This window comes from Pseudomonas moraviensis, from assembly GCF_900105805.1.
GTDB lineage: Bacteria > Pseudomonadota > Gammaproteobacteria > Pseudomonadales > Pseudomonadaceae > Aquipseudomonas > Aquipseudomonas moraviensis_A.
This window is the reverse complement of record NZ_LT629788.1, coordinates 1,139,370-1,160,238: the sequence shown is the minus strand read 5'-3', so window position 1 is coordinate 1,160,238 and position 20,869 is coordinate 1,139,370. Positions and strand designations below refer to the sequence as shown.

Genomic DNA, 20,869 nt, shown 5'->3' with positions numbered 1-20,869 from the left:
CTGCTCGCGATGGCGGTGTGTCAGGTAATGATTCGGGGCTGACAAACCGCTATCGCGAGCAGGCTCGCTCCTACAGTTGGATTCTGGTGTGTCAGGAATTGCATTGGTGGCTGGAGTGGCCTCTTCGCGAGCAGGCTCGCTCCCACAGGGAAAAACCGGCGCGGTCTTGGGGACCGTCGCCGGTGAGGTCAATCAGACGCCGAAACGGTCGCGCAGGGAATAGTAGACCGCGCCCAAAGCGGTGAGCGGTGCGGAGAAGGTGCGGCCGCCGAGCATCGGCATGTGCGGCAGTGAGGCGAAGGCGTTGAAGCGTTCGGCGTCGCCGCGGATCATTTCCGAGATCAGTTTGCCGGCCAGGTGTGAGCAGGTAACGCCGTGGCCGCTGTAGCCCTGCATGTAGTAGGCGTTTTTTTCGATGCGGCCGAATTGCGGCATGCGCGACATGGTCAGCAGGAAATTGCCGGTCCAGCGGTAGTCGATCTTCACGTCCTTGAGCTGCGGGAAGGTCTTGAGGATCTTCGGCCGAATCAGCTGTTCGATGTCGTCCGGCTCCCGCGCGCCGTAGACCACGCCGCCGCCATAAAGCAGACGGTTGTCAGCGGTGAGGCGATAGTAATCGAGCAGGTAATTACAGTCTTCGACGCAATAGTTGTTGGTGATCAGGCTGCGTGCCTGCTGCTCGGTCAGCGGTTCGGTGACGACGATCTGAGAGCCGCACGGCATGCTTTTCGCGGTGACGCGGTTGTCGAGGCCTTGCGGCAGATAAGCATTGCCGGCGATCAGCAGGTATTTGGCGCGGACCAGCCCTTTGCCGGTGCGCACGGTGATCGGCTCGCCGTAGGTAATTTCCACCGCCGCCGATTGCTCGTAGATCTTGCCGCCCAAACGCACGATGGCAGCGGCCTCCCCTAGCGCCAGATTCAACGGATGAACGTGGCCACCCTGCATGTCCAGCAAACCGCCAACGTAAGCATCGGAGTCGACTTCACGACGAATGTCCGCTGCATCGAGCATCTGCAGATTGCGGTTGCCGTAGCGTTCCCAGTTGCGCTTCTGCTCGGCCAGACCGTTGAGTTGCTTCTTGTTCATCGCCGCGAAAATACCGCCCGGGCGATAGTCGCACTTGATATCGTAATCCTGGATGCGCGAACGGATGATGTCGGCGCCTTCGAAGATCATGCTGCCGAGGATTTCCGCTGTCTTGTCACCGTAGCGCTCTTCGATGACATCGACATCGCGGCTGTAGGAGTTGACCAATTGCCCGCCGTTGCGACCGCTGGCGCCGTAGCCGACTTTCGCCGCTTCCAGCACCGTGACTTTGTAGCCGGCTTCGCAGAGGAACAGCGCCGAAGACAGGCCGGTATAGCCGGCGCCGATGATGCAGACGTCGCAGTCCAGCGCTTCTTCGAGAATCGGAAAGTCGATGACTTCGTTGCGGGTGGCGGCGTAGTAGCTGTTGACGTGTTGCTGTTTCATACATTTCTCCGAGGGTCGCCAACCAGGGACGACCGCCGCTGTAAAAGAATTAGAGCTTGATCCAGGTCGCTTTCAGCTCGGTGTACTTGTCGAACGCATGCAGCGATTTGTCGCGACCGTTGCCCGATTGCTTGAAACCACCGAACGGTGCGGTCATGTCGCCGCCGTCGTACTGGTTGACCCAGACGCTACCGGCACGCAGGCCACGGGCGAAGGTGTGCGCCTTGCTCAGGTTGCTGGTCCACACACCGGCGGCGAGGCCGAAGATGCTGTCGTTGGCGATCTGCAGGGCTTCTTCAGCGGTGTCGAAGGTGATCAGCGACAGCACCGGGCCGAAGATTTCTTCCTGGGCGATAGTCATCGCGTTGGTCACGCCGTCGAAAATCGCTGGCTGCACGTAGAGGCCACCGGTTTCTTCAAGGGTGCGCTGGCCGCCGGCAATCAGCTCGGCGCCCTCCTCGCGACCGATGCTGATGTAGCGCAGCACGTTGTCGAGCTGACGCTGGTCGACCACGGCGCCGACAGTGGTGGCCGGATCCAGCGCATGCCCCGGTTTCCACGCTTGCAGCGCTTCCACCAGCAGCGGAATAAACTGCTCGCGGATCGAACGTTCGACCAGCAGGCGCGAACCGGCGGTGCAGACTTCACCCTGATTGAAGGCGATGGCACCGGCCGCTGCTTGGGCTGCGGCGCGCAGATCCGGTGCGTCGGCAAACACCACGTTCGGGCTCTTGCCGCCGGCCTCGAGCCAGACGCGTTTCATGTTGCTTTGGCCGGCGTAAATCATCAGTTGCTTGGCGATCGCCGTGGAGCCGGTGAAGGCCAGGACGTCGACATCCATATGCAACGCCAGCGCCTTGCCGACGGTGTGACCGAAGCCCGGCAGCACGTTGAACACGCCCTTCGGAATCCCGGCCTCCAGCCCAAGCTGCGCAATACGGATGGCGGTCAGTGGCGACTTTTCCGAAGGCTTGAGAATGAACGAGTTACCCGCTGCCAGCGCTGGAGCGAACTTCCAGCTGGCCATGATCAGCGGGAAATTCCACGGCACGATCGCCGCGACCACACCGGCGGGCTCGCGGGTGACGAGGCCGAGTTGGTCGTGCGGGGTGGCGGCGACTTCGTCGTAGATCTTGTCGATGGCCTCGGCGCTCCAGCGGATCGCGTTGGCGGTGGCCGGGATGTCGATGCTCATCGAATCGCTGATCGGTTTGCCCATGTCGAGGGTTTCCAGCAGCGCCAGTTCTTCCTGGTGCTGCAGGATCAGATCGGCGAAGCGGATCAGGATGCGCTTGCGCTCGGCCGGGGCCTTTTTCGCCCAGATGCCGGAGTTGAACGATTGACGCGCGGCTTCCACCGCGAGGTTGGCGTCGGCTTCATCGGTACTGGCGACGGCGGCGAGAAAGCGGCCATCGACCGGGCTCAGGCATTCGAAGGTGTCGCCACTGATCGCCGGGCGGTATTCACCGTTGATGAAGGCGCGGGATTCGATGGACAGGGACTGGAAGCGTTGTTCCCAGTCGTTGCGGGTTGTGGTCATTGTTTTGAGCTCGACAAGGGGGAATTGGGGGGTGTCGGGTTGCTGTGTCTGGCCTGAGATGGCTGCCCTCACCCTAGCCCTCTCCCGGAGGGAGAGCGGACCGATTGGGGGATGCTCAGAATTTCCGCCGACCTGAAAAATCGATACCGAATCCATAATCGACTGGATCGTTCAGGTCACTGAATATCCCAAGACAACTCGGTCAGTCCCCTCTCCCTCCGGGAGAGGGTTAGGGTGAGGGGCCTTTGGCTTTTGGGGCCTTCAGACACTCACACGGTATGCAGATACCAGTTGTACTCAAGGTCAGAAATCGAGTTCTCGAACTCGGCCAGCTCGCTTTCCTTGCATGCGACAAACACGTCGATGTACATCGGGTCGATGTAGCGCGCCATGACTTCGCTGTCGTCGAGCTCGCGCAGGGCGTCGCGCAGGTTGTTCGGCAGGCTCTGCTCGTTCTGCTCGTAGCTGTTGCCTTCGACCGGAGCGCCCGGTTCGATCTGGTTGGTCAGACCGTGGTGAATACCGGCCAGCACCGAAGCCATCAGCAGATACGGGTTGGCATCAGCACCGGCGACGCGGTGTTCGATGCGCACGGCATCCGCTGAACCGGTCGGCACGCGCACGGCGACGGTGCGGTTGTCGATGCCCCAGCTCGGCGAGTTCGGCACATAGAACTGCGCGCCGAAGCGGCGATAGGAGTTCACGTTCGGGCAGAGGAACGCCATTTGCGCCGGCAGGGTCTCGAGCACACCGCCGATCGCGTGACGCAGCGCGGCGTTCTGCTCGGGATCCTCGCTGGCGAAGATGTTGTTGCCTTCTTTATCCAGAATCGAAATGTGCACATGCAAACCGTTGCCGGCCTGGCCCGGATACGGCTTGGCCATGAAAGTCGTGTCCATCTCGTGGTCGTAGGCGATGTTTTTCACCAGACGCTTGAGCAGCACCGCGTAATCACAGGCCTTGATCGGGTCGGAGACGTGATGCAGGTTGACTTCGAACTGCGCCGGGGCGCTTTCCTTGACGATCGCGTCAGCCGGGATGCCCTGCTCTTTCGCGCCTTCGAGGATGTCTTGCAGGCAGTCGACGTATTCGTCGAGATCGTCGATCAGGTACACCTGAGTCGATACCGGACGTTTGCCCGACACTGGCGAGCGTGGCGACTGCGGACGGCCGTTCACGTTGTCCTGGTCAATCAGATAGAACTCCAGTTCGAACGCGGCGCAAATGGTCAGGCCGAGGTCGTCGAACTTGCGCACCACATTGGCCAGCACTTCACGCGGGTCGGCGAAGAACGGCTGGCCTTCGATCTCGTGCATGGTCATCAGCAGTTGTGCGGTCGGGCGCTTTTGCCACGGCTCGATGCTCAAGGTGCCGGGAATCGGATAGCAGATGCGATCGGCATCGCCAATGTCCAGACCCAGGCCGGTGCTTTCCACCGTCGAGCCATTGATGTCCAGCGCGAACAGCGACGCCGGCAGGTTAATGCCTTTTTCGTACACCTTATGAAGACTGGTGCGTTCGATGCGCTTGCCGCGCACCACACCGTTCATATCCGCAATCAGAAGGTCGACGTACAAAACCTCAGGATATTTCTTAAGGAATGCGTTGGCTTCGTTGAGTTGAACGGTACGCAGAGGGACCGACATGATGCACCTATTTAGCTGTTAATTATTATGTTCACCACCGTGTTGCGCAGCCAGTCAATCCGAAAGGCAAAGTGAAGTCAATAGCGAACAGCTGGCCCCGCAGCCTTTATTTTTCGGGCTTTTATTCACACTCTCGTGCCAGATCCGCCGTCAAACCCCATGAAACCAGCGCAACCTGATGACCGGCGTTTAGAATTTTTTACATGGCAGTTGTTAATTAAAATCAACGAGGCTAAGCTCCGGAAAAGCTCGTTCAAGTGACAGACTTCGAGGTGAATAAAAATGGCATTCAAGCCATTGATCGGCGTTACTGCGTGCGTCAAACAGATTGGCCTGCATCCCTTTCACATCAGCGGCGACAAGTACGTACGTGCTGTCAGCGTTGGCGCTGAAGGGCTGCCAGTGGTCATTCCTTCCCTCGGCAACCTGACTGAAATCGACGACCTGCTCGGTCAACTCGACGGTCTGTTGCTGACCGGCTCACCTTCGAATGTGCAGCCCTTCCACTATCAAGGCCCGGCCAGTGAGCCCGGCACGGATCACGACCCGGCCCGCGACGCCACCACCCTTCCTTTATTGCGTGCAGCCATCGCGGCGGGCGTTCCGGTGCTCGGCATTTGCCGTGGCTTTCAGGAAATGAACGTGGCCTTCGGCGGCAGTCTGCATCAGAAGGTGCATGAGCTGGCGGGCATGCTCGATCACCGTGAGGCGGACAGCCCGGATGTCGCGGTGCAATACGCCCCGGCCCATGCGGTCAGCGTGCTCGCTGGCGGGGTGTTCGAAGCGCTGGAGTTGCCCAACGAGTTTCAGGTCAATTCGATTCACAGCCAGGGCATCGACCGCCTCGCTCCTGGCCTGCGTGCCGAAGCGGTGGCGCCGGACGGTTTGATCGAAGCGATCTCGGTCGAGCACAGCCCGACCTTCGCCCTCGGCGTGCAATGGCACCCGGAGTGGCAAGTGCTGGACAACCCGAATTATCTGAAGATTTTCCAGGCGTTCGGCGCAGCGTGCCGGCAACGGGCGGCGCGGCGCAACCAGCGCTGACGCAACCACGAATCAAGTAACGATTTACTGCCCCCGCGGCTGGCGGGTGTGCGTTTGCACACCTGTCAGTCGTGAACCGCGACACCCGTAATAACAACAAGTACGACCCAAGCCGCAGGGCAGGAGCCCTGTAGGAGCTGCCGAAGGCTGCGATCCCTTGATCTTGATCCTGAAAAACAAAATCAAAAGATCGCAGCCTTCGGCAGCTCCTACAGGTGCACTTGCAGGCTTGCAATCCACTTAAGCCCGGCCACGTTGGCCAGGCACACGAAACCTGTTGGGAGTTTCACATGGCAAACGCCTCCAGCACTTACCGGAAGGCACTCGAAGGTCATCAGCAACCGAAAAAGGTGTTGGTGAAAGTCGACCGTGTCACCAAGAAGTTCGACGAAACCGTGGCCGTGGACGATGTGTCCCTGGAGATCCATCAGGGCGAAATCTTCGCGCTGCTGGGTGGCTCCGGATCGGGCAAATCGACCCTGCTGCGCATGCTCGCCGGTTTCGAGCGGCCGACCGAGGGGCGGATTCTGCTCGATGGCGTGGACATCACCGACATGCCGCCGTACGAGCGGCCGATCAACATGATGTTCCAGTCCTACGCGTTATTCCCGCACATGACCGTGGCGCAGAACATCGCCTTCGGCCTCAAACAGGACCGTTTGCCTGCCAGTGAAATCGATGCCCGCGTCGAAGAAATGCTGCGTCTGGTGCACATGACCCAATACGCCAAACGCCGCCCGCACCAATTGTCCGGCGGTCAGCGGCAGCGCGTCGCCCTCGCCCGCTCGCTGGCGAAACGGCCGAAACTGTTGCTGCTCGACGAGCCGATGGGGGCGCTGGACAAGAAACTGCGTTCGCAGATGCAGCTTGAGCTTGTGGAGATCATCGAACGCGTCGGCGTGACCTGCGTGATGGTGACCCACGACCAGGAAGAAGCCATGACCATGGCTCAGCGCATCGCAATCATGCACCTGGGCTGGATCGCGCAGATCGGCAGCCCGGTCGACATTTATGAAGCGCCGGTCAGCCGCATGGTCTGCGAGTTCATCGGCAACGTGAACGCCTTCGACGGCACCGTGGTGGAAGATCTGGAAGGCCACGCGATCATCCACAGCCCGGATTTGCAGCAGAAGATTTACGTCGGTCACGGCGTCAGCACTTCGGTGCAGGACAAGTCGATCACCTACGCCATCCGCCCGGAGAAAATGCTCGTCAGCACCAGCCAACCGGAGTTCCGCTACAACTGGTCCGAAGGCAAGGTGCACGACATCGCCTACCTCGGCGGTCACTCGGTGTTCTACGTCGAGCTGCCCGGCGGCAAGATCGTCCAGTCGTTCATGGCCAACGCCGAACGCCGTGGCGCGCGGCCGACCTGGGACGACAAGGTCTACGTCTGGTGGGAAGACGACAGCGGCGTGGTACTGCGCTCATGAGAACCTTCAATCAGCAATTCCTGCGCCTGGTGCCCAGCGGACGAAAACTGGTGATCGGCATTCCGTTCATCTGGCTGTTCCTGTTTTTCATGCTGCCGTTTTTTCTGGTGATGAAGATCAGCTTCTCGGAAGCCGCACTGTCGATCCCGCCATACTCGGAGATCTACACCTTCGCCGAACAGAAATTCCAGCTGCTGCTGAACATCGGCAACTACACCCTGCTCGGCGAAGACGAGCTATACCTGTCGGCCTACCTCGGTTCGCTGAAGGTCGCAGCACTGAGCACGCTGATGTGCCTGGCGATCGGTTTTCCGATGGCCTACGCAATCACCAAGACCGGCAAGGAAACGCAAAACGTCCTGCTGCTGTTGATCATGATGCCGACCTGGACGGCGATTCTGATCCGCGTTTATGCGTGGATGGGCATCCTCAGCAACAACGGTTTGCTCAATGCGTTTCTGATGTGGACCGGGCTCACCGATCACCCGATCGAGATCCTCAACACCAACACTGCCGTCTATATAGGTGTCGTGTACGCGTATTTGCCGTTCATGGTTCTGCCGCTCTACGCCAACCTCGTCAAGCACGACAACAGCCTGCTGGAAGCCGCGCAGGACTTGGGTTCGAGCAACTTCAACAACTTCTGGAAGATCACCGTGCCACTGGCCAAGAACGGGATCATTGCCGGCTGCATGCTGGTGTTTATTCCGGTGGTCGGCGAGTTCGTGATTCCGGAACTGTTGGGTGGCCCGGAGACGCTGATGATCGGTCGCGTGCTGTGGCAAGAGTTCTTCAATAACCGCGACTGGCCGGTGGCGTCCGCCCTGGCGGTGGTGATGCTGTTGATCCTGATTGTGCCGATTCTGCTGTTCAACCGCAGTCAGGCCAAAGAGATGGAGGCACGGGGATGAAACGCTTCAACTTTTCCAGGTTCATGCTGATCTTCGGCCTGATGTTCATTTATCTGCCGATGCTGATTCTGGTGATCTACTCGTTCAACGCCTCGAAACTGGTGACCGTGTGGGGTGGCTGGTCGATCAAGTGGTATGCCGGCCTGCTCGACAACACGCAACTGATGGGCTCGGTGGTGCGCTCGCTGGAGATTGCCTGCTACACCGCGATTGCTGCGGTGGCGCTGGGCACCCTCGCCGCTTTTGTCCTGACTCGCGTCACGCGCTTCAAGGGTCGCACGCTGTTTGGCGGCCTGGTGACCGCGCCGCTGGTGATGCCGGAAGTGATCACCGGTCTGTCGTTGTTGCTGCTGTTCGTAGCGATGGCGCAGCTGATCGGCTGGCCGCAGGAGCGAGGCATCGTCACCATCTGGATTGCTCACACGACCTTTTGTGCGGCTTATGTCGCGGTGGTAGTCTCCGCCCGCCTGCGCGAGCTGGATCTGTCGATCGAAGAAGCGGCGATGGACCTCGGCGCGAAACCGTTCAAGGTGTTTTTCCTGATCACCATCCCCATGATCGCGCCGTCGCTGGCGGCAGGCGGGATGATGTCGTTTGCCTTGTCGCTGGATGACCTGGTGCTGGCGAGTTTCGTCTCCGGGCCGGGCTCGACGACGCTGCCGATGGAAGTGTTCTCGGCGGTACGTCTGGGTGTGAAACCCGAGATCAACGCGGTGGCCAGCCTGATTCTGCTGGCGGTGTCGCTGGTGACTTTCCTCGTCTGGTACTTCGGCCGCAAAGCGGAAGCCAATCGCAAACGGGCAATCCAGGAAGCAATGGATCAGACCGCGAATGAGTCGTGGCAGCCGCCACGTGCCGCAGCGGCCACAGCCTGAATCAAGGACTATAAGAACCTGTGGCGAGGGAGCTTGCTCCCGCTTGAGTGCGCAGCGCTCACAAGATTTTGCGGCCGCTTCGCAGCCCAGCGGGAGCAAGCTCCTCGCCACAATGGTTCTGTGTACATCATGTTTTGTGTTGGGTTTTTTGAATAAGAACAAGGGAGTTGTACCGATGAAAATGCTTGGCAGGACTCTGCTGACACTGTCCTTAATGGGCGCAATGGTCATGGGCGCCCAGGCCAACGACAAGGTGCTGCGTGTTTACAACTGGTCCGATTACATCGCGCCGGACACCGTGAAGAAGTTCGAAGACGAGACCGGTATTCGCGTGACCTACGACGTCTTCGACAGCAACGAAACCCTCGAGGCGCGCCTGCTGGCGGGCAAATCCGGTTACGACATCGTCGTACCGTCCAACAGTTTTCTGGCCAAGCAGATCAAGGCCGGCGTCTATCAGACGCTGGACAAATCGAAGCTGCCGAACTGGAAGAATCTCAACCCGGTACTGCTGAAAAACGCCTCCGCCAGTGATCCGGACAACGCGCACGCGTTCCCGTACATGTGGGGCTCGATCGGTATCGGCTTCAATCCGGCCAAGGTCAAGGAAGTGCTCGGCGCCACCGCCCCGACCAACTCCTGGGACTTGCTGTTCAAACCGCAGAACGCGGAAAAACTCAAAGCCTGCGGCATCAGTTTTCTCGATTCGCCGACCGAGATGCTCCCGGCCGCCCTGCACTACCTGGGCTATCCGGTGAACGACAAGGACAAGGCGCACATCGCCGAGGCGGAAGCGCTGTTCATGAAAATCCGCCCGTACGTGGCGTATTTCCATTCCTCTAAGTACATCTCCGATCTGGCCAACGGCAACATCTGCGTAGCGGTCGGCTATTCCGGCGACGTCCTGCAGGCCAAGGCCCGGGCGGTGGAATCGGGCAACAAGGTGGTGATCGACTACAGCATTCCCAAGGAAGGCGCCGGCAGTTTCTACGACATGGTCGCCATCCCGCGCGACGCTGCGAACGTCGACAACGCCTACCTGTTCATGGACTTCCTGATGCGCCCGGACATCATCGCCGAAGTCACCAACAGCATCGGCTACAGCAACGCCAACGCAGCGGCCACGCCACTGGTGGACGAAGCGATCCGCAATGAACCGGGCTCGTATCCATCGCAAGCGGTGATGGCGACGTTGTATGCCGTGCCGGATCAGCCAATTGCGACACAGCGCATCATGACGCGCGGCTGGACGCGGGTGAAGCTCGGGAAATAAGCACACCAGTGATCCACATGTAGGAGTGAGCCTGCTCGCGATAGCGGTGTTTCAGCCAGCTTCGATAGTGAATGTGCTGACGTCATCGCGAGCAGGCTCACTCCTAAAGTGGTTCGGCGTTATGCCAGACAGAATCACAGGTTTCCCGTTCACGCAGCGCCTTACCACCGCCGCCCCCTGCTCTGAACGGCCTCACCCGGCTCTCTCGGCCCGGGTGAATGTGCAGGCGCCTTCGGGCGCCTTTTTTGTCGCTCAGATCAGCGGCCAGTCCTGCACCACCCGATAGCGGCCCTTGTGCGATTCGAACAAGGCGAAGCGTTCAGCGCGCAGGAAAAACTCCGGCGGCGTGCCCGCTTCCGGCTCCGGCGCACGGTATTCGCGAGCCAGGGTCAGGTGCGGGCGGAACTCATGGGTGGGTTCTTCAAAACCGAACGGCAGCATCGCTTGCTCCAGCGCATAGACCAGGCGCAACAATCCCGGCGGCGCCTGCTCCGGTGCCAATGACAGGACACCGGCGCGATGCCAGACCTGCAAGCGATCCAGCGAAATCCGCAACGCTTCCCCCGGCGTGCGCACACTGCCGGCGGCTTCGCAGACGCCATGAATCTGCGCCAGCGGCACCGCGCCGAGGAACAGCAAGGTCAGATGAAAGTTGTCCGCTGGTACCGGTTTTCCGGTTCGCAGGCCCAGTTCCGCGCGCCACTGGGCGATCGCCTTGCGCTGCGCTGGCGGGCAATCCAAAGCAAAAAACAATCGCTTCGACGGCTCATCCCTGCGCACCCCATCAATCATTGCCCTCTCCCCTTGTTCGTCATGATCGCGCCGATTCTACACAGCCTGTTCTGACGACTCGCGACAGGAAGCTATAGTTCATGGATTGCCATTAACCGGAGGCTGCCATGCGCAAGATCCTCAGCAAAGAACCCTGGTGGGCCCGGCCACCACAACCCGGGCAGAACGAAAGCGAACTGGAATGGGGCTGGCTGGTGCATTACAGCGAAGGCGAACCGCGCTTCGAGTTCGTCCGCGAACGACCCAGCGACGAGCAGATTCGCAACCGCAAGAGTTGCCGGGTCACCCCCTCGCCCGAGTGAATAGAGCCCGTGAGCACTAATCCTGTGGGAGCGAGCCAGCTCGCGAAAGCGTCGTATCAGTAACATTTCTTTATCTGAGACACCGCTTTCGCGAGCAGGCTCGCTCCCACAGGGTTATGCATTGATCAGTGGGGTTGGGTGTCGCCGGCTGCGGTGTCGATGCTCACCACCACCGACATGCCCGGTCGTAGCCGTTCCTGTTCCTGCTGATCGGGATCGATGGTGATGCGCACTGGCACGCGCTGAGCGATCTTGACGAAGTTGCCAGTGGCATTGTCGGCCTGGAGCAAGGCAAATTCCGAACCGGTGCCCGGCGAAATATGCTGCACATGGCCGGTGAATCGGCGGTGGTTCAAGGCGTCGACGGTGAAGCGCACCGGTTGCCCGACACGCACGTTGGCCATCTGGGTTTCCTTCATGTTGGCGATCACCCATTTCTGATCCGGCACCAATGCCATCAATTGCGCGCCGGAGTTGACGTAGGCGCCGAGGCGCACGCCGATCTGCCCGAGCTGGCCGTCGCGCGGGGCGACAATCCGCGTGTTCGATAGATCGATCCGTGCCAGTTGCACCGCCGCTTCGGCGCTGGCCACCGCAGCTTCCAGCGAGCCGCGATTGACGATCACCGTTTGCAGGTCCTGCCGGGCGATTTCCAGATTGGCCTTGGCCTGCGCCACTGCCGCCGTGCTCTGCGCATTGGCGGCGAGGGTCACGTCGAACTCGCGTTTCGACACCGAACCGTCGCGCACCAGTTCCTGATTACGCCGCAGATCGGCCTCGCTCTTGCGCAACTGCGCCTGGCTGTCGGCCAACACCGCCTGGCGCAATTTGATCGTTGCCTCGGCGCTGTTGCGCTGCTGCACGACGTTGGCCAGCCCGGCCTTTTGCACCGCCAGTTGCGCCAGCGACTGGTCGAGGCGCTGCTGATAAATGCGGTCATCCAGTCGCACCAGCAGATCCCCGGCCTTGACGTACTGGAAGTCCTGCACCGGCACCTCGAACACGTAACCGCTGAGCTGCGGGCCGATGATCGTCACCTGCCCGCGCACCAAGGCGTTTTCGGTGGTTTCCACGGCGCTGCTGAACGGCGGCAATTGCCAGGCATAGAGCACGATCAGCACGCCGACGATGGCGATCGCCGCAAAGCCCAGCGAAGAAATGATCCGCACCCGCAGCGAACGCGGCTCGGTATTGGCTGACGACGGCGGCGCCTCCCCTTCAGGCGTGGCGGCAATGGCGTTGGTAGTTGTGGTGGTCGGTTCGGTCATGAAGAAATGGCGCCGCTTGATGGTACGGAAGGTGTCGGCTCAATGGCTTTGGTGGTACTCATCAGCCACAACGCGCGAATCGAAAGCCAGATCATGGTCAGTACGGCAATGACCGCGATCAGCATGAAGACATCGTTATAGGCCAGCACGTTCGCTTCGCGTGTCGCTGCATTGGCGAGGCTGCGGATCCCGGCCAGATTGCGCAGGCTCGGGTCGGCCAGCAAACCGCCATAGGCTGAACCGCCGCTCTGCACGCGCGCGGCCACCAAGGGATCGGACATCACCAGATGATCGACGATGTGGCTGGAATGGTACTTCTCCCGCACGATCTGAAACGTGCCAAGCAACGCCGCGCCGAGCAGCCCGCCGAGGTTGTTGCAGATCCCGAACAGCACGGAAAAACTCACCAGGTTGCGCGGGTTGGTCAGCACGTTGCGCGTCCCGAACACCATGGTCGGGCCGAGAAAAAACGTACTGCCGAACGCCAGCAGGAACTGGCTGAAGTAGAGATTTTGCGGGCGGGTCAGGTTGTTGGAAAAACTGTCCATCACCGAACCGGTGGCCATCAGTGCGAGCGAGATGATCAACGGCATCAGCAAGTGTTTGGGGTCAATGGTCAGCGCGCTGGTGGCAAGCCCGGCGACGCTGCCGATCAGCATCACCACGTACAGGCTGTGCAGTTGCTCATAGCCCATGTTGAGGTTCTGCATGAAACCGACCGCACCGGTGGATTGCTCCGAGGTGACCATGCGGATCAGGGTCACCGCCAGCGCCAGACGAATCATCGTGCCGCTGCCCAGCCAGCGGGTCATCAGCATCGGGTTGCTGCGGTTATGTTCGATGGCCAGGCCCATGATGATCAGCGCAATCGAACAGGCGAGCGCGACGCCGATCCAGTCGGCCTCCAGCCACCAGTCGATGCGCCCCAGCGACAGCACCGCGCACAACAACGCCACACCGGTGGCGAGGATGGCGAAGGTCAGGAAGTCGAGTTTTTCAAAGGTCTTGAAGCGGTCACCGGGCGGCAACTTCAGCAGCAATACACAGCCGAGTGACAACAGGGCCATGCCCAATTCGAACAGGTAGAGGCCGCGCCACTCGGCGATCTGCAACAAGTCTTCGGAAAACAGCCGCGCCAGCGGCAACGCCAGTTGCGAAGTGCCAAGACCGAGAACCAGCGCTTTGAGTCGCCACTTCGCCGGGAACGCCTGAACCATGTAATACAACCCCAGCGAACTCAGCGCCGCGCCGACCATGCCGTGGGCGGCACGCACCGCCACCGCAGAATTGAGATCGTTGACGAACAGGTGGCCGAAGGTCACCAGCGCATAGAGCACCAGGAATACTTCGGTGAACGCGCGCAAGCCGAACTGCTGGCGAAACTTCACCAGCAGCAGGTTCATCGATACGTTGGTCATCACATAGGCGGCCGGCAGCCAGGCCATTTCCGCAGTGGTCGCGCCGAGCGAGCCTTGCAGATAAGGCAGGTTGGCGACCACCAGCGAATTCCCCAGCCCACCAGTCACCGCCACCAGCACACCGACCGCCGCGTACGCCAGGCGCTTGGGCGTGGAGTGCAGTGGTGTCGACGGCGAACCGGGCAGGCTGGGCTTTTCGTGAGGTTGCCAGTTGCGCGGGGCGTACTTATCCATGGATCGGCCTGGTGCTGGGTGTGAGGGAAGTTTGCCGCATATTTCTTTGCAGCACACTTTTCCATGGACAACAAAAAACCCTGTAGGAGTGAGCCTGCTCGCGATAACGGTGAATCACTCGCCATTTTCTTCGCTGACACACCGCTATCGCGAGCAGGCTCACTCCTACAGTGGAGAATGCGTGGCTGGACGAGTGATCGTATAACTTCCAGTTGACAATCCTCGAAAATCTGGGAAATATCCCCAGCGATGTTGTACGACGACGTATGACAAATAATAAAAACAACAAACGAATCAGGGAGCGTCACAGTGAGCACACTCGCCCGCAATTCCGTCCGCCCTCCACGTTTTGCCACTTTCAAGCCGCGTTCGACCCTCAGCCTGCTCGGCTGCAGCAGCCTCGCCCTCGCCCTGCCAATGAGCGCCGATGCCGAAGGCTTTCTCGAAGACAGCAAAGCCACGCTTAACCTGCGCAACGCCTACTTCAACCGCAACTTCGTCAACCCGGCCTATCCCCAGGGCAAGGCTGAAGAGTGGACGCAGAACTTCATCCTCGACGCCAAATCCGGCTTCACCCAAGGCACCGTCGGCTTCGGTCTCGACATCCTTGGCCTGTACTCGCAGAAGCTCGATGGCGGCAAAGGCACTGGCGGCACGCAGCTGTTGCCGATCCACGATGACGGGCGCCCGGCCGACAACTTCGGCCGGCTCGGCGTGGCGCTGAAAGCCAAAGTCTCGAAGACCGAATTGAAGGTCGGCGAATGGATGCCGGTCCTGCCGATCCTGCGCTCCGACGATGGTCGTTCCCTGCCGCAGACCTTTCGCGGCGGCCAGATCACGTCCACCGAGATCAACGGCCTGACCGTTTACGGCGGCCAGTTCCGTGGCAACAGCCCGCGCAACGACGCGAGCATGGAAGACATGTCGATGAACGGCCGCGGTGCATTCACCTCTGATCGCTTCAACTTCGGCGGCGGCGAATACACCTTCAACGAGAAACGCACCATGGTCGGCGTGTGGTACGCCGAGCTGACCGATATCTATCAGCAGCAGTATTTCAACCTCAGCCACAGCCAGCCAATGGGCGATTGGACGCTGGGCGCCAACCTCGGTTTCTTCACCGGCAAGGAAGACGGCAGCGCCCAGGCCGGCGACCTCGACAACAAGACCGCGTTCGCCCTGTTGTCGGCCAAGTACGGCGGCCACACTTTCTACGTCGGCCTGCAGAAACTCACCGGCGACGATGCCTGGATGCGCGTCAACGGCACCAGCGGCGGCACCCTGGCCAACGACAGTTACAACGCCAGTTATGACAACGCCAAGGAGCGCTCCTGGCAGTTGCGTCACGACTACAACTTTGTGGCGCTGGGCGTGCCTGGCCTGACCCTGATGAACCGCTACATCAGCGGCGATAACGTGCACACCGCGACCACCAATGACGGCAAGGAATGGGGCCGCGAATCGGAACTGGCCTACACCGTGCAGAGCGGCCCGCTGAAGAACCTCAACGTGAAATGGCGCAATGCGACCATCCGCCGGGATTTCAGCACCAACGAATTTGACGAGAACCGGATCTTCATCAGCTATCCGATTTCATTGTTGTAATTTCCAAGGCGACACCGACCCCCTGTAGGAGTGAGCCTGCTCGCGATAGCGGTATATCAGTCAGAGCAAATGTCAGTTGATGCACCGCTATCGCGAGCAGGCTCACTCCTACAAGGAAATGCATTTCAAGGCGAAGCAACTGGAAAAACACCTTTCCGCCTTCCGTCATCTACACCAAAAGTCGCGTTGACAAGATCCGGAAACCCTACCGATACTTCAGCGCAGTCATACGACAACCTACAACAAACCTAATAACAATGTGTCCAGGGATTGCCATGACGTCTACTTCTACCCCCCGCGTACCTTTCAATCGCCTGCTGCTGACCGGTGCCGCCGGAGGCCTGGGCAAAGTCCTGCGCGAACGCCTGCGCCCTTATGCCAACGTGCTGCGCCTGTCCGATATCGCCGCCCTCGCCCCAGCCGTCGATGAACATGAAGAAATCGTGCTCTGCGACCTCGCCGACAAACAAGCCGTGCATCAACTGGTCGAAGGCGTCGATGCGATCCTGCATTTCGGCGGCGTTTCGGTCGAGCGGCCGTTCGAAGAAATTCTCGGTGCGAACATCTGCGGCGTCTTCCACATTTACGAAGCCGCGCGCCGCCATGGCGTCAAACGCGTGATTTTCGCCAGCTCCAATCACGTCATCGGCTTCTACAAGCAGGACGAAAACCTCGACGCCACTTCCCCGCGCCGTCCTGACGGTTACTACGGCCTCTCCAAGTCCTACGGCGAAGACATGGCGAGTTTCTACTTCGATCGCTATGGCATCGAAACCGTCAGCATCCGCATCGGTTCCTCGTTCCCCGAGCCGCAGAACCGCCGGATGATGCACACCTGGCTGAGCTTCGACGACCTTACGCAACTGCTCGAACGCGCGCTGTACACACCGAATGTCGGTCACACCGTGGTCTACGGCATGTCCGCCAACAAGGAGGTCTGGTGGGACAACCGCTACGCCAGCCACCTCGGTTTCGAAGCCAGGGACAGCTCGGAAGTGTTCCGCGACAAGGTCGAAGCCCAGCCGATGCCGGCCGATGACGATCCGGCGCGGATCTATCAGGGCGGCGCGTTCGTTGCAGCAGGCCCGTTCGGCGACTGATCGCTCGACTTGATCCCCCTCCAATAAAAACCAAGGGAATGAGTATGCAAGCCGAATTGATCGTCGACGCCCGCAACGCGGTCGGTGAAAGCCCGGTCTGGGTGCCGCAGGAAAACGCGCTGTACTGGGTGGATATTCCCAACGGCGGGCTGCAACGCTGGAGCGCCGACACTGGCCATGTTGCTTCGTGGAAAGCCCCGGAAATGCTCGCCTGCATCACCCGCCACCGCAGCGGTGGCTGGGTCGCTGGTATGCAAAGCGGTTTCTTTCGCCTGCACGCGCACAGCGACGGCAGCCTCGACAGCGAATTGCTCGCCACCGTCGAGCACAGCCGCCCGGACATGCGCCTTAACGATGGTCGTTGCGACCGCCAGGGGCGTTTCTGGGCCGGCAGCATGGTCTTGAACATGGGCCTGAATGCGTCTGAAGGCCGGCTGTATCGCTTCGGCGCCGGGCAGGCTGGCGTGGTTGAAGCGCAGCTGGATGGCTTCATCGTGCCCAACGGCCTCGGTTTCAGCCCTGACGGCAAAACCATGTACCTGTCGGATTCGCATCCCAACGTGCAACTGATCTGGGCGTTCGATTACGACACCGAAACCGGTACGCCATCGAATCGCCGCATCTTCGTCGACATGAACCACTTCCCCGGCCGCCCCGACGGCGCCGCCGTGGATGCCGAAGGTTGCTACTGGATCTGTGCCAACGACGCCGGCCTGATTCACCGTTTCGCCCCGGACGGTCGCCTCGATTTCTCGCTGGAAGTGCCGGTGAAAAAACCGACCATGTGCGCTTTCGGCGGCAGCAACCTGGACACCTTGTTCGTCGCCTCGATTCGTCCCGGCGATGACCTCGATCCGCAATCCCTGGCCGGCGGCGTGTTCGCCTTGAAGCCCGGCGTCAAAGGCCTCGCCGAACCTGAATTCAACGATCTGCTTTAGACCTTCTGCTGCACCGCTGCGCCTTGAACACAAAAATAACAAGACTGGAGACTCACCCCCATGAACTTCAAACGCACCTTGCTCGCCGCTGCACTCCCGCTGATTTTTACCCTCGCTAGCGCCGCTCAGGCACTGGAACTTAAAGTCGCCGACATCCACCCCAAGGGTTATCCAACCACGGTGGCGGAAGAAAGCATGGGCAAAATGCTGACCAAAGAGACCAACGGCGAGCTGACTTTCAAGTACTTCCCGGGCGGTGTGCTGGGTTCTGAAAAGGAAGTCATCGAGCAGATGCAAGTCGGCGCGATACAGATGTCCCGGGTCAGCCTGGGGATCGTCGGCCCTGTCGTACCGGACGTGAACGTCTTCAACATGCCGTTCATCTTCCGAGACCACCAGCACATGCGCAATGTCATCGATGGGCCGGTGGGCGATGAGATCCTCGACAAGATCACCAACTCGGAATTCGGCCTGGTGGCCCTGGCCTGGATGGACGGCGGCACGCGCAACATCTACACCAAAAAACCGGTGCGCAAGCTCGAAGACCTCAAGGGCATGAAAATTCGTGTGCAAGGCAACCCGATGTTCATCGAGATGATGAACGCCATGGGAGCCAACGGGATCGCCATGGACACCGGCGAGATCTTCAGCGCCCTGCAAACCGGCGTGATCGACGGCGCGGAAAACAACCCGCCGACCCTGCTCGAACACAACCACTTCCAGAACGCCAAATTCTACAGCCTGACCGGTCACCTGATCCTGCCAGAGCCTATCGTGATGTCGAAAATCACCTGGGAGAAACTCACTCCGGATCAACAGACACTGGTCAAGAAAGCCGCCAAGGCTGCCCAGGCTGAAGAGCGCGAGCTGTGGGACAAGAAGTCCGCTGCCAGTGAAGAAAAACTCAAGGCCGCCGGCGTCGAGTTCATCAAGGTCGACAAAAAACCCTTCTACGACGCCACTGCACCGGTGCGGGCCAAGTACGGTGCGCCGTATGCCGACCTGATCAAGAAAATCGAAGCCGTTCAGTAACGCCTCCCGCTCCGTACTCATGAATAAGGCCCGGCGCGCCTGATGTTCGAGGCGCGCCCGGTTACGGTGAAACCCGATGAAGAATTTGCTGCTGCGTATCAACGACAAGATCTACATGACCTGCATCTGGGTGGCCGGCCTTTCCGTTCTGGCAGTTTCCCTGATGATTCCCTGGGGCGTGTTTGCCCGCTACGTGCTGGGTACCGGTTCGAGCTGGCCCGAGCCTACGGCCATTCTGCTGATGATCGTGTTCACCTTTATTGGCGCCGCTGCCAGCTACCGCGCCGGTGCGCACATGGCCGTGGCCATGGTGACCGACCGCATGCCGCCGCATCTGCGCCGCGCCGCGTCGATTTTTTCCCAACTGCTGATGGCCCTGATCTGCATTTTCATGACGATCTGGGGATTCAAGTTGTGCATGTCCACCTGGAACCAGTTCATGGCGTCCCTGCCCACCCTGCGGGTGGGCGTGACCTATTTGCCGATTCCCGTGGGCGGTTTGCTGACCCTGGTTTTTGTCCTGGAAAAACTGTTTTTCGGTGACCAGAGCAAGCGTCGGGTCGTGCAGTTCGATCTGGTTGAAGAAAGCGAAGGTGCCGTTTAATGGACGCTCTGATTCTGCTGGGCAGTTTTATCGTATTGATCCTGATCGGCATGCCGGTCGCCTACGCCCTCGGCGCCGCCGCGCTGATCGGTGCGTGGTGGATCGACATCCCCTTCCAGGCCGTAATGATCCAAGTCGCGGGCGGGGTAAACAAGTTCTCACTGCTGGCCATTCCGTTCTTTGTCCTCGCCGGCGCGATCATGGCCGAGGGCGGCATGTCCCGGCGGTTGGTGGCGTGTGCCGGGGTGCTGGTGGGTTTCGTCCGTGGTGGCCTGTCACTGGTCAACATCGTCGCCTCGACCTTCTTCGGTGCGATCTCCGGTTCGTCGGTGGCCGACACCGCGTCGGTGGGTTCGGTGCTGATTCCGGAAATGGAGCGCAAGGGTTATCCGCGCGACTTCTCCACCGCTGTGACCGTCAGCGGTTCGGTGCAGGCCCTGCTGACCCCGCCAAGTCATAACTCAGTGCTCTACTCGCTGGCCGCAGGCGGTACCGTTTCGATCGCCTCGCTGTTCATGGCGGGCATCGTGCCGGGCTTGCTGATGAGCGCGTGCCTGATGGTGCTGTGCCTGATCTTCGCGAAAAAGCGCAACTACCCCAAGGGCGAAGTGATCCCGATGCGCCAGGCGCTGAAAATCGTCGGCGAAGCCCTTTGGGGCCTGATGGCGATGGTGATCATCCTCGGCGGTATCCTCTCCGGGGTCTTCACCGCGACCGAGTCGGCCGCCATTGCCGTGGTGTGGTCGTTCTTCGTGACCATGTTCATCTACCGCGACTACAAGTGGCGTGAACTGCCCAAGCTGATGCACCGCACCGTGCGGACGATCTCGATCGTGATGATCCTGATCGGCTTCGCCGCCAGCTTCGGCTACATCATGACCCTGATGCAGATTCCGGCGAAGATCACCACGGCGTTCCTGACCCTGTCGGACAACCGTTACGTGATCCTGATGTGCATCAATGTCATGTTGCTGCTGTTGGGCACGGTGATGGACATGGCGCCACTGATCCTGATCCTGACGCCCATCCTGATGCCGGTGATTCTGGACATCGGCGTCGATCCGGTGCAGTTCGGCATGATCATGCTGGTCAACCTGGGGATCGGATTGATAACACCGCCCGTGGGTGCGGTGCTATTCGTCGGCTCCGCCATCGGCAAGGTCAGTATTGAAAGCACTGTGAAAGCCCTGCTGCCGTTCTACGCCGTGCTGTTCCTGGTGCTGATGCTGGTCACCTACATTCCGGCTCTGTCGCTGTGGCTGCCGCACCTGGTGTTGTAACAATGTGACTGTGGCGGGGAGTTTGCTCCCGCTCGGGCGCGCAGCGGTCGCTCTTTAAAAAAGGGCCTGCTGCGCAGTCCAGCGGGAGCAAGCTCCCT

The 20,869-nt window shown here is 60.2% G+C and carries 18 protein-coding genes; 12 read left to right on the top strand and 6 right to left on the bottom strand.

Going from position 1 to position 20,869, the window contains the following annotated elements:
* Positions 1-192: 192 nt before the first annotated feature.
* The 3 genes from BLU71_RS05585 to BLU71_RS05575 form a co-directional block, all read right to left on the bottom strand.
* Entirely contained in the window at positions 193-1,476 is a 1,284-nt protein-coding gene (locus BLU71_RS05585; protein ID WP_083352502.1) for an NAD(P)/FAD-dependent oxidoreductase, read from the bottom strand.
* A 49-nt stretch (positions 1,477-1,525) separates the two neighbouring features.
* Positions 1,526-3,016 carry an aldehyde dehydrogenase gene (locus BLU71_RS05580; protein ID WP_083352501.1) on the bottom strand — a complete coding sequence of 497 codons (1,491 nt, stop codon included), beginning with the start codon at positions 3,014-3,016 and terminating at the stop codon, positions 1,526-1,528.
* Between the two features lie 269 nt (positions 3,017-3,285).
* Positions 3,286-4,662, bottom strand: coding sequence for a glutamine synthetase family protein (locus BLU71_RS05575; RefSeq protein WP_007918694.1), 1,377 nt, complete (start codon positions 4,660-4,662; stop codon positions 3,286-3,288).
* Between the two features lie 282 nt (positions 4,663-4,944).
* Here BLU71_RS05575 and BLU71_RS05570 point away from each other — a divergent pair, with 282 nt between their 5' ends.
* The 5 genes from BLU71_RS05570 to BLU71_RS05550 all read left to right on the top strand — a co-directional run bounded on the left by BLU71_RS05570 (position 4,945) and on the right by BLU71_RS05550 (position 10,198).
* Positions 4,945-5,706 (top strand): gamma-glutamyl-gamma-aminobutyrate hydrolase family protein, encoded by a 762-nt coding sequence (locus BLU71_RS05570; RefSeq protein ID WP_083352500.1) that lies wholly within the window; start codon positions 4,945-4,947, stop codon positions 5,704-5,706.
* Positions 5,707-5,996: 290 nt separating this feature from the next.
* Entirely contained in the window at positions 5,997-7,139 is a 1,143-nt protein-coding gene (potA, locus tag BLU71_RS05565) for a polyamine ABC transporter ATP-binding protein (protein WP_042609314.1), read from the top strand.
* On the top strand, positions 7,136-8,050 hold the full coding sequence (locus BLU71_RS05560) for an ABC transporter permease subunit (RefSeq protein WP_064363558.1): 915 nt from the start codon (positions 7,136-7,138) through the stop codon (positions 8,048-8,050). Before potA ends, BLU71_RS05560 begins: the two co-directional genes overlap by 4 nt.
* A complete protein-coding gene (locus BLU71_RS05555; RefSeq protein ID WP_083352499.1) occupies positions 8,047-8,925 on the top strand; it encodes an ABC transporter permease subunit in 879 nt (292 codons plus the stop codon). The genes BLU71_RS05560 and BLU71_RS05555 overlap by 4 nt, the downstream gene beginning before the upstream one ends.
* Positions 8,926-9,100: 175 nt before the next feature.
* Entirely contained in the window at positions 9,101-10,198 is a 1,098-nt protein-coding gene (locus BLU71_RS05550; protein ID WP_083352498.1) for a polyamine ABC transporter substrate-binding protein, read from the top strand.
* A 252-nt stretch (positions 10,199-10,450) separates the two neighbouring features.
* Here BLU71_RS05550 and thpR read toward each other — a convergent pair whose 3' ends face one another.
* A complete protein-coding gene (gene thpR / locus BLU71_RS05545) occupies positions 10,451-10,990 on the bottom strand; it encodes an RNA 2',3'-cyclic phosphodiesterase (RefSeq protein WP_083352497.1) in 540 nt (179 codons plus the stop codon).
* Between the two features lie 107 nt (positions 10,991-11,097).
* Here thpR and BLU71_RS05540 point away from each other — a divergent pair, with 107 nt between their 5' ends.
* Entirely contained in the window at positions 11,098-11,292 is a 195-nt protein-coding gene (locus tag BLU71_RS05540) for a hypothetical protein (RefSeq protein ID WP_064363697.1), read from the top strand.
* 125 nt (positions 11,293-11,417) lie between these two features.
* Here BLU71_RS05540 and BLU71_RS05535 read toward each other — a convergent pair whose 3' ends face one another.
* Positions 11,418-12,560, bottom strand: coding sequence for an HlyD family secretion protein (locus BLU71_RS05535; RefSeq protein WP_083352496.1), 1,143 nt, complete (start codon positions 12,558-12,560; stop codon positions 11,418-11,420).
* Entirely contained in the window at positions 12,557-14,212 is a 1,656-nt protein-coding gene (locus tag BLU71_RS05530) for an MFS transporter (protein WP_042609308.1), read from the bottom strand. The genes BLU71_RS05535 and BLU71_RS05530 overlap by 4 nt, the downstream gene beginning before the upstream one ends.
* 309 nt (positions 14,213-14,521) lie before the next feature.
* On the opposite strand from BLU71_RS05530, the gene BLU71_RS05525 reads away from it, so the two are divergent.
* The 6 genes from BLU71_RS05525 to BLU71_RS05500 all read left to right on the top strand — a co-directional run bounded on the left by BLU71_RS05525 (position 14,522) and on the right by BLU71_RS05500 (position 20,771).
* Positions 14,522-15,817, top strand: a complete 1,296-nt coding sequence (locus BLU71_RS05525) for an OprD family porin (protein WP_064363563.1) — start codon at positions 14,522-14,524, stop codon at positions 15,815-15,817.
* Between the two features lie 275 nt (positions 15,818-16,092).
* Positions 16,093-16,917 carry an NAD-dependent epimerase/dehydratase family protein gene (locus BLU71_RS05520; protein WP_083352495.1) on the top strand — a complete coding sequence of 275 codons (825 nt, stop codon included), beginning with the start codon at positions 16,093-16,095 and terminating at the stop codon, positions 16,915-16,917.
* A gap of 44 nt (positions 16,918-16,961) precedes the next feature.
* Positions 16,962-17,855 carry an SMP-30/gluconolactonase/LRE family protein gene (locus tag BLU71_RS05515; RefSeq protein WP_083352494.1) on the top strand — a complete coding sequence of 298 codons (894 nt, stop codon included), beginning with the start codon at positions 16,962-16,964 and terminating at the stop codon, positions 17,853-17,855.
* A gap of 60 nt (positions 17,856-17,915) precedes the next feature.
* Entirely contained in the window at positions 17,916-18,887 is a 972-nt protein-coding gene (locus BLU71_RS05510; protein WP_083352493.1) for a TRAP transporter substrate-binding protein, read from the top strand.
* Positions 18,888-18,963: 76 nt separating this feature from the next.
* Complete coding sequence (locus BLU71_RS05505) at positions 18,964-19,491, top strand: TRAP transporter small permease (RefSeq protein ID WP_065616079.1); 528 nt, start codon at positions 18,964-18,966, stop codon at positions 19,489-19,491.
* Entirely contained in the window at positions 19,491-20,771 is a 1,281-nt protein-coding gene (locus BLU71_RS05500) for a TRAP transporter large permease (protein ID WP_042609302.1), read from the top strand. The genes BLU71_RS05505 and BLU71_RS05500 overlap by 1 nt, the downstream gene beginning before the upstream one ends.
* Positions 20,772-20,869 lie beyond the last annotated feature (98 nt).